Source organism: Bradyrhizobium sp. WSM471 (assembly GCF_000244915.1).
Taxonomy (GTDB): domain Bacteria; phylum Pseudomonadota; class Alphaproteobacteria; order Rhizobiales; family Xanthobacteraceae; genus Bradyrhizobium.
On the sequence record NZ_CM001442.1, the window covers coordinates 6,096,253 to 6,109,293 of the forward strand.

A 13,041-nucleotide genomic window follows, 5' to 3' on the forward strand; every position below is an offset into this window, starting at 1 on the left:
GATCACACGCTCATTTCCTGCGGAACAGTTTTGCCGGATCGAATTCCGGCTCCGGAATGAAGCCGTCGCGGTTGGGCATCTTGATCTTCGGCAAGCTGTCCTTGTCGACCTTGCCGTCGGGGGGAACGATGCCGTTCAGACTCAGGATGTAGGCGGTGACGGCATAGGTGTCGTCGGTACTGAGCGAGCCCGGTGTGGGATATGGCATCGCGCGGTGAATGTAGTCGTACAAGGTCGTCGCATAGGGCCAGAAGCTGCCCACGGTCTTGACCGGCGCGCCGGAGGCGAGTGTGCCCTGCCCGCCGGCCAGGCGATCCTTGATCCCGCCCTGGCCGTTGTCGCCATGACAGGCCGCGCAATTGTCGGCGAAGACCTGCTTACCCTGCGCGACCGTGCCGCCGCCGACAGGCAGACCCTTGCCATCGGGTGCGACGTCGACGTCCCAGAGCCTGATCTCCTCCGGAGTCGCGGGACGGCCGAAATCAAATGCAAATGCGGGCGCCGCGAGCAGGCCAAGCGTGAGAGCCGCTGCGACAAGCCGATTGTCATGCGAGGACATTATGGACCCTCCCGGCTTCGTCGATGCTCCAGGTCTGCTGGGCGCTGTAGTGAAACAACGCATTGCTCCCCATCGCGGCGATGAAGGACTGCCGGTCCGGCTGAACATTGCCTTGCTCGTCGGTCGAGCGGCTCACGATCCGTGTCGGCTTGCCATCCCAGACCCAGTCCATCTGGAATCGAACCTGTGCCTTGGACAGCACCGGCTGATTCAGCTGCGCCTGTTTCCAGATTTTCGCGCCGTCGGTCGATATCTCGACCTTGGCGATCTTGCCATGGCCGCTCCAGGCGAGACCGGAGATAATGTTGTAGCCGGGCTGGATCTGCATCGTGCCCGAGGGATGCGTGATGACGGAGTTGGTTTCCATCCTCAGCTGGAATTGGCGGGCCTTGCCGTTGGCAAGCAGTTGCGTGTAGCGCGCAGTTTCCCAGCGGGTCATCCAGGGCTCCGTGCCGAACTTGAGACGGCGCAGCCATTTGATGTTGAGGTTGCCCTCGAAGCCCGGCATCACCAGCCGCATTGGAAAACCGTGCGCAGGGCGTAGTGGTTCGCCGTTCTGACCGTAGGCGACAAAGGCCTCGTTCACGATTTCGTCGGTCAGCGGAATGCTGCGGTCAACGCCCGCGCCGTCGCCTCCCTCCGCGAGCATCCAGTTTGAGTTATTCTCCTTGCCCGCAAGACCAATCAGGAACTTCAGCGGAACGCCGGTCCACTCATTGGTGCTGACGAGGCCGTGCGTATTCTGCACCGTCAGATCAGGGTCTGCCTTCTTCCAGTTTTCCCATCCGTTTCCCGTGCATTCGATGAAGACCACGCGCGTTACGGAGGGCATCCGCTTGAGATCGTCGACGCTGAACACCAGCGTCTTCTGAACCAGGCCGTGGATGAGCAGACGGTGCTGCGCGGGATCGATGTCCGGCACCCCGGAATGGCTGCGCTCGTAGTGCAGATCGGTCGGCGTGATGTTGCCCACCAACTTCTGATGCGGCGTCTTGGAGTTGATGGCATCACCGGAGTCGACGTTGCGCTTGCCTGGTCCTGCCTCGGGAATGCGATCGATCTTGACGAAGCGCGATCGTTCGCTGTGCGCACCGAGATCGGCGCCGGGCCCGCGATCAGGGATTTCGGCCAGCGTTTGCGCGGCCGCTGCTTCGGTCGCAACCGCCCCCAGAACGCCGGCCGACAGGCCTCCCACAAAACCGCGGCGCGAGACGCTCGCGGGCCGTTGCGGTGATTTGATTTCCGTTTTGGACGTCATACGATCTCCGTCGACAATCGTGCATATTTGGAAATGCCGGCCTCTTTTCCATCGGGACATTTACCGGATGCCGCTGCAATTGCTCGTTAGGATGTGTTAGAAATCATGAGGAGCGGCGAAGACGCGTCATCTTGCCCTGCTCCGAAAGTCGCTATCCGGGTCCATGGATCATTTCAGCACCGAGAACCTGACTGCCGAGAGGCTGAACGAAAATCATCTCGCCGACCTCGTCGCCTTGCATCTCGATGCCGAGGTGTCCCGATATCTCGGCGGCGTGCGCCCGGCGGAGAGGACGAAGACCTATCTCGACACCAACATGGCGCATTGGGACCAGCATGGCTTCGGACTGTGGGTGCTGCGAACGAAATGCGGGGCATTCGCCGGGCGAGCGGGCATCCGGCACATCCTGGTGGACGATACCGACGAGATCGAGATTGCCTACGCGTTCAAGCGCGAAGTCTGGGGCCGTGGCCTTGCAAGCGAGACCGCGACCGCACTGACGGATATCGGACTGTTGCACCACCAGCTGCCGTCCCTCATCGGCCTGGTCTATGTCGGCAATGGCGCATCGCGTCGCGTTCTGGAGAAGTCCAACTATCTCCTTGAGAAAAGCACGATCCGTCACGGCGAAGACGTCGTGATCTACCGAATTCGGCGATAGCCACCAAAAGCGAGAAGCCCGGAGCCGCAGAGCACGACGGCGGCGGCAATGAAGGCGCTCCGGTATCCACTGCTGTCATACAAGACCCCTCCAAGCGAGGCGCCCGCCGTTATCGCCAATTGGATCACCGCGACTATCAATCCGCCGCCCGCCTCCGCATCCTCAGGCAGCGTCTTGCTCATCCAGGTCCACCAAGCGACTGGTGCGGCGGTGCCGATGAGGCCCCAACCGGCCAGCAGCACAGTGACAACAACGGTTGAGCCTCCGAAGGCGATCAAGCCAAGGGCAAGGGCGGCCATCGCAAGCGGCATCCCAATCAGAAGACCGTACAGGCCCCCTCTCAGAAGGAAGCTGATGAGGTAGGTCCCGAGCAGGCCCGCGACGCCGACCACGAGCAGGATGGCCGAGAGGGTCGAGACGTCTACGCGCGTCACGGTCTCCAGAAATGGGCGCAAATAGGTGAAAAGCGCGAACTGGCCCATGAACAGGAGAGCGACCGAAAGCATCCCAATGCTAACCGCCCGCCGGCGAAGCAATCCGAGTGCGTTCCACGCGGCACCGCGCTCGGAAGGCATCGAGGGCAATGTGGCGTATTGCCAGACCAGAGTGACGATCGCGAGCGGGACGACACAGAAGAAGGCGCCACGCCAGCCGATGAACTGACCGAGGTAGCTCCCGAGCGGCGCGGCGATGGTGGTCGCCAGCGCATTGCCCCCGTTGAGCAGGCTGAGGGCAGGCGCGACCTGCTGTTCAGGCACTAGACGCATGACCGTAGCCGCCGACATCGACCAGAACCCGCCGATGACGACCCCGATCAGCGCGCGCCCTACCATAAACACCAGCGCGTTCGGCGCCAGCGCCACCATCAGCCCCGAGACGATCATCAGCGAGGTGAGGCCCAGCAGAAGGCTGCGTCGATCGATGCCCCTTGTCACCGAGGCTATCGCAAGGCTCGTGAAGACGGCAAAGAGCCCGGAGACCGCGATGGCCTGGCCCGCCTGCCCTTCGGTCATTTGGAGATCGGTCCCGATGGGTGTCAGCAGGCTGACCGGCATGAACTCGGACGCAATCAATGTCCCGACGCATAGGGTCAGCGCAAAGACCGCACTCCAAGCCGGACTGCGCGACAGCGTCTCATTTCTTGCTGCGAATTGTACGCTCATGAAACCTCTTCCGATCGGCTGGGCGCGCTCGCCTGGGTTCGATACGGCGCATGAAGCGTCTTCACATTCGGTACTGCTCGTCGCCGACCTTCTCCATCCAATCGACCGCTCGTCCGTCCTGCGATTCCTGGATGGCGATGTGCGTCATGGCTGTGGTGGCCGACGCGCCGTGCCAGTGCTTCAACCCCGGAGGAAACCAGATGACATCGCCGGGCCGGATTTCCTGGACGGGCCCGCCGTCCCGCTGCGCCCAGCCGAGCCCTGCCGTGACGATCAGCGTCTGCCCGAGCGGATGCGTGTGCCAAGCCGTGCGTGCGCCGGGTTCAAAAGTGACCTGAGCGCCGCTGACGCGTGCCGGCTCGGGAGCCGCGAACAGTGGGTCGATACGCACCGTCCCGGTGAACCAGTCTTCGGGCCCCTTCTGGGAAGGACGGGACCCGTTTCTCTTGATGTCGATGTCCATTGCAGTCTCCTTCAGTGCTTCGGACGCGAGCGCCGGCGCCCTTTGAACTTCGATGATGGCGATGGCGATTGCGCTCCCCCCAATGAGGACGCCTCTGCGGGTCGTCACCGCATGCCTCCGCTGATCGCCGATCGAGAGAGGGCTTCTCGACGAGGGCATTGTTGTTCTTTCCACTGCAGCCGCTTTTTGTCCCGCCACAGGCCGCCGCCCGATGCTGATGGGCAACTAAGGCTTCCGCCTCCGCCCGATTAGGTGATAAAATCTGAATGCAGTCATAAGACAGGCTTATCAATGAACCGGGACGACGCCAGCGATATCCTGGCCTTCCTCGCTGTGGCGAGGGAGCGCAACTTCACACGTGCCGCAGCCAAGCTTGGTATGACGCAATCGGCGCTGAGCCAGATCATCCGAAAATTGGAGGAACGGCTCGGCGTCCGTCTTCTCAATCGAACGACCCGAAGCGTCACGCCAACTCAAGCCGGAGAACGGCTGTTCCTGAGCGTCGGGCCCAAATTCACCGAGATGGATGCTGATCTCGCTGCGCTGAGTGAGCTTCGGGAAAAGCCCGCTGGAACCGTGCGTTTAACGGCAACGGAGTATGCCGCCGCCGAAATCCTGCTGCCGGCGCTGGGGAAGATTCTTCCCCAATATGCAGACATCCACGTCGAGGTGATCATCGATTACGGGCTCACCAACATCGTGGCGCAGCAGGTCGATGCGGGCATTCGTCCGGGCGAGCTCGTCGCCAAGGACATGATCGCCGTGCGCGTCAGCCCTGATCTGCGAATGGCGGTCGTGGGATCGCCGTCCTACTTCGCCGAACGCAAGCGGCCCAGGATGCCTCAGGATCTAACGGGCCACAATTGCCTGAACCTGCGCCTTCCGACCCACGGCGGCAGCCTGTACGCGTGGGAGTTCGAGAAGAACGGGCGAGAGCTCAACGTGCGCGTGGAAGGACAGCTTGTGTTCAATAGCGCAGGGCTTCTTCTGGAGGGCGCGCTCAAAGGTTTCGGACTTGCCTACCTCACCGAGGGGCACGTGCAGCCATACATCTCACAGGGCCGGCTGATCAGGGTGCTGTCGGACTGGTGTCCGCCGTTCTCGGGTTATCACCTTTACTATCCCAGTCGGCGCCAACCTTCACCGGCATTCTCGCTGCTCGTCGAGGCTCTTCGATATCGCGGCAAGTAGATTGCCGCTCATTGCGCCTGACAATCTTCGACCGGGTACGACTGCTACCTGAAATAGCCCAGCACGAGATCGACGTCCGCGCTGCCGGCCGTCGTGCCGTTCAGCTCGGCGTCGATGACGCGGCGGCAGGCTTCGATCGCAGCGTGGTCACCGAGGTCGTTGGCGGCTTCCAGCACGAGCCAGGCGGCATCGACCGAGGCCTGGTCCGCTGCTCCGCCGCCGATCTCGCCGGCTGCGGCCTTGTTGAGGTTCTTCTTGCGAACGGCGGTGCCGAATTGAGGCAACATTGCAAATACTCCCTGCCAATTCCCGGATGATGCTCGGTGTACCTGTTCGGTGTACCGCTCAGTGCACCTGCAGCTCGGGCTGACGACCCGTGACGGGATCGGAGCCGGTCTTGCGCGACTGGTAGAACTTCAAGACGCTGCGCGACGTCTCGATCTTGAGCTTGCCGAAATCGCGTTCGTTGTCGTGGAGCTCGCGCGCCGTGATCAGATGATCCTTGGCGCCGAGGAACAGCAGCGACATCGTGGTGTCCCAGGAGAAATCGAGCGCCTTGCACAGCACCAGGATCATCTCGCGATTGCGATCCATCATCGCACGCTCGATCACGTCGACCGGCAGCGACGACAACAGCGACAGGCCGATCTGCACCTCGTCGAACCGGTGCTGGCGCGCATAGTTCGAGATCGAGTCCTGGTTGAGGTTGCCCTGCCGGTACTGCGTCGTCACCACGCGCTTGGCGACGAAATAGCTGCGCGAGGACGGGCCGAACTTGGAGTGCAGGTCGCCGGTGACGTCGCTGACCGAGCTCTGGATCTGCGCCATCATCTCGGGGCGCTCGTGCTCGAGCCGGCGGCGGACGTCCTCCGACGCCTTCGAGATCAGCTGCTGGAAGATGTGGCGCGGCACGTCCTTGCGCAGCCCAAGCTGCTCGGCAAGAATCGAGTCACCCTCGGCACGGCGAACCATGTGGAGCAGGCCCGAGCCGGAGAAGCGCGCGCCCTCGTTCCGGGCAACCGACGTCACGACCTCCTGGTCGCCGCGCTTGACCAGCACGTCGGTGACGGCCTCGCCGATCGACTTGCGCTGGGCGATCGCGAGCAGATGCAACTGGCTCTTGGTCATGGCGCTCTCGACCAGCAGCTTCTCGTCGAGACGATTGGAGTCGCGCAGCACGGGACCGGCGACCTCGATCTCGTCGGCGCTCGCGAGTTGCGCAATGACATTGAGCGGAGCGTGATCGCAGGCTGCCATCACCTCGGAGAGTTGCACCCGCGCGGCAACTTCGATCTCGTCGGCGAGCCGGCCGATGACCTCGCCGAACGTGCTGATCTCGTCGTCGCTGTAGCGGCCGGTGATCAGAATGTCGGTCGCGTGCCACAACGCCTTGGTCCGGCTTTCGTCGGTGCCGCGTGCGATCGCGTCGTCCAGATCCTGCAGAAGTGTTGTCGCGCCGTTCATCCCGATGCCCCCAGTTCTTGGCTAGCCATCCTGCTTGTGCCGGCAGGACGCCGAGTTCCTCTGGGAACAGAGACTAGGGAACAAACGCAAGAATCCGGTAAAGTCGGCAGATCAGTTTTGCCGAGCAAAATTCGTTAAAATGCGAGGGAATGAGTTTACCGGTGAAGCTGCAGCCATCCTTCGAGACGCCCGCCTACGGCGGGCCCTCAGGATGAGGAATGAGTATGCGGCAGCATTTCAACGGAGACCGATTCAGCTAAGCCTCATCCTGAGGAGACCGCGAAGCGGTCGTCTCGAAGGACGAGGCGCTCGGTCAGGCGCCGCCAAGACGTCATATGCAATAGCCCTGCCCGCAGGCGGGAGAGGTTAAGAAGGCCAGCGGCCCGACCTCCAGACCAATCACGGATTCTGCGGCGTCAGCACCAGCGGCGGCTTTGGCTTGGGCTTTGCGGGGGGCGGGCCCGGGGCCGGCCTGACGTCGATCGGCGGGGGCAGCGGCGCGATCTGCGTGCTTGCAAGCGGCGGGCTTGGGGCCGCGGGAGCTGCCTGCGGCGCCTTGGGTGTCGGCGCGACCCTGATATCGGCCTTGGGCTTCGGCGGCGGCGCACGGCGCGGATCGCGGCCGGGCATCGGCACATCCTGCAGCGACGGCTCCGGCGCCGGGTCGGGCGACACCAGGGTCGGCAGCGCGGCGGTCGCCGGCGGCGGCTCGCCGCGCTCGATGGCGTCCAGCCGGCGCGTCTCGCGATCGATCGTGCGCACCGCGAGCCACGACGACAGCGGCCCGAGATCGACGGTGCGGTTGAGCCTGTCGGGGGGACCGGCCGCGAATAGCTGGATCTCCGGCGGCGCGCCGGAGAGCCCGGTCATGATCGGCGTCAGGCTGGCGCGGATGTCGGCCTGGTCGGCGGGGATGTCGTAGCCGCCGGAGACGATGGCACGCGCGTTCTTCGCCTCCAACGACGTTGCGCCGACGCGCAGGCGCCCGTCGCGGATCGTGAACGGGATCTGCGCCGAGGCCACTGCAATCGGACCCGCCGACAGCGCGGGCTCGACCAGCTGCCGCAGCCGGTTGTCGTCGGCAACCTGTCCGCCGTCGCTGGCGCGGATGGCGATCTCGAAGGCGCGCGGATTGAGGCCGGAGATTTCAGCGGATTCGAGCGTCACCGTGCCGTTGCCGGCGAGCGCGCCGGTGAGCGCAGCAACGCTGCGGCCCTGGCTGGTCAGCGCCATCTGCGCCGAGGCTCGTCCCTTCGGCAGCGCGAGGTCGCGGTAGCGCAGCGCCGCCGCGTCGACATTGCCGAGCTCGATACGCGCGTTCAACGTCAGACCATTGGCGCCATTGCGCGCATCGAGGCTCGCCGACATCTCGCCGCCGCCGAGGCCGCCCTTCATTGCGTCGAGCGCGAGCGACTGACCGTCGCTGCGGAGCGTACCGCCGAAGGGGCGCAGCTCGATGCCGCCGGGCAAGGTGCCGTGCAATGTCTGGAAGGCGACGCGGCCGCGCCAGCCGCCGAGAAGGCCGGCACTCAGCGACTCATTGGCATCGTGTCCGGCCGCGCCGATAGCCATCGCGAGCGCCGGCACGAGGTCGAGCGTATCGAGGCCGACTTCGCCGTCGACGGTTTTCTCCTGATCGAGCGTCACCGCCAGATGACCCCGTAAATGCGATCCGGCCAGAGTGCTGTCGAGATCGTTGAAGGTCAGGCGGTTGCCGGAGAGGGCGACGCGCGAGGACAGATTGACGCTCTGCACCGATTTATCGGCCGGGCTGGTCCCGAACAGCGGGGCCAGATTGGCATGGCGCACGCGCAAATTCACGCTGCCTTTCGGCTCCGACAATTCGACGTTGCCTTGTGCGTCCGCGTCCAATCCGCCGCCGCTGAGCTTTGCATTCAATTGCAGCGGATGGCGCCACGCGCCGCTCAAGTGGCCTTCGAACTGCGAAGCGCCCTCGCCTGCGGCCACCACGCGATCGAGCCCGAGCAACGCCAGCAGTGAACTGGCCTGCGGTGTCGAGACTTTCGAATCCAGCGTGAAGTCGCTGTTGCGCAAACGGTCGATGTCGATGCCGTTGACCGCGGCCACCGGCGTCTGCGCGGCCAGCGTCGCGGTGGCCTTAAGCTGCGGCGCGTCGAGCTCGATCATCGCGCGCGCGTCGTTGCGATCGGCGTGCTCGGCGTTCTTGTCGAGACTGAGATCGAGCTTCAGGCGGGTCGCACCTGGCAGCGACGGGATGGCGTCGAAGCGCGCGCGTACCGATGGCGCAAACGGCTCGAGCAGTGCGGTGAGATCGCGCAGCGAATTGGCGGAGGATTTCAGCGCGAACTTGCCCGTGGCCTTGGCGCGGTCGAAGCTGCCGCTCGCTTCCGTGGTCACGCCGCTGGCCTGGCCGAACCGCAACTGCTCCAGCGAGAGCGACGCCGGGCCGTAGCCGAGTTTTGCGGTGAACGGCCGCAGCTCCTGCCCGGCCGAGATCGCGCGGCCGATATCGAGCGAAAGCTTCGCTTCCTCCGGCCATTCGCCCTGCGGCCCCGAAAGCGCGCGCGCAAAACTTGCGGCGGCATCGAGGTCGAGGCGGTCAGCCCTGAGCTCCGCGTCGATTCGCGAGCCCTTGCTCGCGCCGGTCTGGACGAAAGCGATGCGGCCTTCGACCGCGCCGCCCTCGATCTCGGCCTTCAGCCTGTCGATGGCGAAATGGTTGGCGGCGATGGTCACGTCACCGGCAAGGCGCAGCGGCCGCGTGCTGCGGCGGTTGACCTCGTTGCGGCCCTGGAGCCACGCCACCAGCGTATCGGGATCGGAGGAATCGACGCTGAGACGGCCGCTGAAGCTGTCGGCGCCGGGTGTCGCGCCGTTGAGCGAGAGCTGCGTCTGGCCTGGCGCGCGCAGCTCGAGCCGCTGGAAGGTCCAGGATCGTCCGTCGGTCGCAAGCTCGGCCGTAATGTTCTGGAGAGGACGCCCGCCGAGCATGATCTGGTCGGAGTTGAACTCGATCTGCGCCGGGATCGGCGCCTGCGGGATTGCGGCGAGGCCCGCACGAAGCGCCGGAAGGATGCGCTGCGGCTCGGCATCGTTCTTGGCCGTCAGCTTGTCGGCATCGACCTGGCGCGCCGACAGCACCGCGCGCAGCAGCGGCGAAGCGCCGAACCTGATATCGCCGACGCCGCCGAGCTTCAGCGCGGAGTCTTCGGGCCCGAAGCTGGCGTCGACCTGCTCGAACTTGGCGCCGGCCGGATCGGCCTTCAGTTTCGTGGTGAGCTTCCAGGGCATCGGCCCCGCCTCGCCCGGCTTCTTCGGCGCCGGCACCGCGAGCGTCAGCGCGCCTTCGAATTTCGGCAGGCGGTTGTCGAAGGCAAGCACGCCCTCGAGATCGGCCAGGATGGCGCGCTCGCCGGGATCGATGTTGAGGTGGAGGCGGGTGGCGTTGCCGTCGGCGCTCGGGCCGGAGGAGACGCGGAACGGATAGCGGACGCCAGTGGCGGTGAAACTGCCGTCGCCCCGGACCGAGCCGGCCAGCGAGCGCACGTCGCCGGAGAAGGCGATGTCGTTGAGCTCCAGTGTCGAACGACTGGCGGCATCATGCAGGGCGATGCGGCCGGTGAGGTTCAGCCGCTCGATCGCCAGCGATGCCAGATTGAAGCTGCCGCTCGCGGTGGACGGCAGATCGACCCGCCCGCGCGCGTCGAGGCCGAGATCGACCGCCATGCCGTTGACCGAAAGCTCGGTGGCGCGCCATTCGCCGCGCATCAGCGAGCTCAGGCTGAATTCGACGTCGAGCTTGTCGGCGCGCAGGCGCCCGAGATCGTTGTTGCCGCCGAAGGTGACCCCGCGCAGCCGCAGCGTCGGCGCCGGCAACAGCCGCGCGTCGAGCTCGCCCGCCACCCGCACCGGCACGCCGATGATCCTGCCGGCCTCCGCTTCGAACTGGGGCCTGAACTGGTTCCAGTCGACGAAGTAAGGACCGATCAGAGCGGCCAGCAGCGCTAAGATAAAGGCAATCGCCAATCCGAGCAGCGTCGTCTGCACGGGTCTCCCCTCGGCCAAACCGGATGCGGGCCTTGCCTGAGCCGCAGGGCCTCAGACGTACCGGAACAGCCCCTTATATAGGGGGAAGTGTGGCGAAGTCACAGCGACTGTTGCGCGCGGAGGTTAACGCCGGTGACCTATCACCAGCTCGCGGGCAGCCGCTTCAGGCCGCGCAGCACGAAGGTCGGCCGCCATTCCGGGTTTTCGACGTCGTCGATGCGCAGATCGGGCAGCCGCCGCAACAGCGTGGCGATGGCGATCTCGGCCTCGAGCCGGGCCAATTGGGCCCCCAGGCAGAAATGGATGCCGCCACCGAACGACAGCGGCCTCACGTTCTGGCGGGTGACGTCGAGCCGGTCGGGGCGGTCAGGATAGACCGCGGGGTCGCGGTTGGCCGAGCCCAGCAGGCAGAGCACGGTCTCGCCCTTCGGGATCTTCGCGCCGCCGAGATCGTCGATATCCTCCAGCGCGACCCGCCCGGTCATCTGCACCGAGGAATCGTAGCGCAGAAATTCCTCGATCGCTCCCACCATCAGCTCCGGCCGTGCCTTCAACAGCGCGAGCTGGTCCGGATTGCGATGCAGCGCCAGCAGGCCGTTGCCGATCAGATTGACCGTGGTCTCGTGGCCGGCGCCGAACAACAGGATGATGTTGGCGGTCAGTTCCTCGTTGGTGAGCTTGTTGCCGTCTTCCTCGGCCTGCACCAGCTGGGTGATGAGATCATCGCCGGGATTTTTGCGACGCAGCTCGAACAGCTGCTGAAAATACATCTGCGCCATCATGTTGCCGGCGTTGCCCTTGGCGATCTCCTCCGGCGAGAGCGGCACGGGGTCGAGCAGCCGTCCGCCGTCGCGCGAACTGTTATAGAAAGTCTCGCGATGGTCCTCGGGGATGCCGAGCATGTCGCAGATGATGGTGACAGGCAGGCGAAAGGCGAAATCCTCGATCAGGTCCATGTGGCCGCGATCGATCACGGCATCGATGGTCTGGTCGACGATCTCCTGGATCCGCGGCCGCATGTCCTCGACGCGGCGGGCGGTGAAGGCCTTCACGACGAGGCCGCGCAGGCGGGTGTGGTCGGGCGGATCGGCCTGCAGCATCCAGTGGCTCATGCTGCGGAAGACCGGCTCCTCCATGATCTTCTCGCTATAGCGGCGCTTGGAACGCTCGACGAAATCCTTGCCGAAACGCTTGTCGCGCATCACGAGGCTGACATCGGCATGGCGGCTCGTGACGAACTGGCCGAACGGCGTCACGTGGATCGGAAAGATCGCGCGGAGCCGGTCATAATGCGGATAGGGATCGCGGATGAAGTCCGGCGACAGCGGATTGAACAGCGGACCGCCGGCGCCCTGCACGTGCTCGTTCATGGTGACCTCATATCGGTTGCCGCATGAATCGCATACGCCGGGCAGCCCCTCTTGCGCAGCGTAACCATCCCCGAATTATCAACTCGATACATTGTTGTATCGAGTTGCATTCTGCCCTAACCTGCTCCGATGTCAAGGGTGAGAACCAGACCGACCAGGGACGACACGCGCGACAAGCTGTTCGAGGCGGCGGCGCGCGTGTTCGAGGAGGACGGCATCGGCGGCGCCAGCATCGAGGCGATCGCGGCGGCGGCCGGATTCAGCCGCGGCGCGTTCTATTCCAACTTCAAGAGCAAGGACGAGCTGATCATCGCCATGCTCGAGGACCATGTCGCGCAGTCGATCCGGCGCAACATGGACATCCTCGCGCAGCACGGCAATCTCGACGACTTCATCGCGGCGCTGAAGACGATGGATCGCACCCGGCAGGACCCGCTCGGCCGCTCGCCGCTGCTGCACATGGAGATGATCCTCTTCGTCGCGCGTGCCGAGAAGCGCCGGCCGGAGCTTGCAAAACGCCTGCGCGCGCGGCGCAAGCTGGTCGCCGACATCGTCGAGGCCACGCTGAAGAGCAACGCGAAGGGCGACACGCTGAACCCGCCATGGATGGCCTCCGTCGTGCTGGCATTGGAAGACGGCTTTCGCCTGCACCGCCTGATCGATCCGGAGACGACGCCGGCCGACAGCTTTTTGCGCGCGATCACGGATCTGCGGCGCAGGACGGGATTGGCGTCGGACTAGCGTTTGTTTTCCTTCGGATCGCCGAGCTTCGCTGTTCCCGCTCGACACGTTCGCTGCGCTTCGCGGCTGGAACCTGGCCAGGATCATGCGCGCGCATTTTCCACTTCGTCGCACCCATCCAAGGAACGTTTGTGCGGCTTAC

Annotated in this window: 11 protein-coding genes; 3 read left to right on the forward strand and 8 right to left on the reverse strand. The window is 64.8% G+C overall.

Annotation, left to right across the window (positions count from 1 at the left end; genetic code table 11):
- Window positions 1-10: 10 nt before the first annotated feature.
- Both BRA471DRAFT_RS27745 and soxC read right to left on the reverse strand, forming a co-directional pair.
- Entirely contained in the window at window positions 11-559 is a 549-nt protein-coding gene (locus BRA471DRAFT_RS27745; protein WP_007613380.1) for a c-type cytochrome, read from the reverse strand.
- The gene (gene soxC / locus BRA471DRAFT_RS27750; protein ID WP_371258292.1) at window positions 546-1,877 is read right to left on the reverse strand and encodes a sulfite dehydrogenase; all 1,332 of its coding nucleotides are present in this window, start codon (window positions 1,875-1,877) and stop codon (window positions 546-548) included. Before soxC ends, BRA471DRAFT_RS27745 begins: the two co-directional genes overlap by 14 nt.
- Window positions 1,878-1,980: 103 nt before the next feature.
- On the opposite strand from soxC, the gene BRA471DRAFT_RS27755 reads away from it, so the two are divergent.
- Window positions 1,981-2,478 carry a GNAT family N-acetyltransferase gene (locus tag BRA471DRAFT_RS27755; protein ID WP_007613384.1) on the forward strand — a complete coding sequence of 166 codons (498 nt, stop codon included), beginning with the start codon at window positions 1,981-1,983 and terminating at the stop codon, window positions 2,476-2,478.
- Here the strand turns inward: BRA471DRAFT_RS27755 and BRA471DRAFT_RS27760 are convergent.
- Window positions 2,460-3,641: an MFS transporter gene (locus tag BRA471DRAFT_RS27760; protein WP_007613386.1), complete on the reverse strand. Its 1,182-nt coding sequence runs from the start codon at window positions 3,639-3,641 to the stop codon at window positions 2,460-2,462. The genes BRA471DRAFT_RS27755 and BRA471DRAFT_RS27760 overlap by 19 nt on opposite strands.
- Before the next feature lie 61 nt (window positions 3,642-3,702).
- On the reverse strand, window positions 3,703-4,098 hold the full coding sequence (locus tag BRA471DRAFT_RS27765) for a cupin domain-containing protein (RefSeq protein WP_198287912.1): 396 nt from the start codon (window positions 4,096-4,098) through the stop codon (window positions 3,703-3,705).
- Window positions 4,099-4,395: 297 nt separating this feature from the next.
- On the opposite strand from BRA471DRAFT_RS27765, the gene BRA471DRAFT_RS27770 reads away from it, so the two are divergent.
- A complete protein-coding gene (locus BRA471DRAFT_RS27770; protein WP_007613388.1) occupies window positions 4,396-5,295 on the forward strand; it encodes a LysR family transcriptional regulator in 900 nt (299 codons plus the stop codon).
- A 44-nt stretch (window positions 5,296-5,339) separates the two neighbouring features.
- Here the strand turns inward: BRA471DRAFT_RS27770 and BRA471DRAFT_RS27775 are convergent, their stop codons facing one another.
- The 4 genes from BRA471DRAFT_RS27775 to BRA471DRAFT_RS27790 all read right to left on the reverse strand — a co-directional run bounded on the left by BRA471DRAFT_RS27775 (window position 5,340) and on the right by BRA471DRAFT_RS27790 (window position 12,158).
- Window positions 5,340-5,582, reverse strand: a complete 243-nt coding sequence (locus BRA471DRAFT_RS27775) for a hypothetical protein (RefSeq protein WP_007613389.1) — start codon at window positions 5,580-5,582, stop codon at window positions 5,340-5,342.
- 58 nt (window positions 5,583-5,640) lie between these two features.
- Complete coding sequence (locus tag BRA471DRAFT_RS27780) at window positions 5,641-6,759, reverse strand: DUF2336 domain-containing protein (protein WP_007613391.1); 1,119 nt, start codon at window positions 6,757-6,759, stop codon at window positions 5,641-5,643.
- A gap of 399 nt (window positions 6,760-7,158) precedes the next feature.
- Window positions 7,159-10,788 (reverse strand): AsmA-like C-terminal region-containing protein, encoded by a 3,630-nt coding sequence (locus tag BRA471DRAFT_RS27785; protein ID WP_007613392.1) that lies wholly within the window; start codon window positions 10,786-10,788, stop codon window positions 7,159-7,161.
- 140 nt (window positions 10,789-10,928) lie between these two features.
- On the reverse strand, window positions 10,929-12,158 hold the full coding sequence (locus BRA471DRAFT_RS27790) for a cytochrome P450 (RefSeq protein ID WP_007613393.1): 1,230 nt from the start codon (window positions 12,156-12,158) through the stop codon (window positions 10,929-10,931).
- Window positions 12,159-12,287: 129 nt separating this feature from the next.
- On the opposite strand from BRA471DRAFT_RS27790, the gene BRA471DRAFT_RS27795 reads away from it, so the two are divergent.
- Window positions 12,288-12,899 (forward strand): TetR/AcrR family transcriptional regulator, encoded by a 612-nt coding sequence (locus BRA471DRAFT_RS27795; RefSeq protein WP_007613400.1) that lies wholly within the window; start codon window positions 12,288-12,290, stop codon window positions 12,897-12,899.
- The last annotated feature ends 142 nt before the right edge of the window (window positions 12,900-13,041 follow it).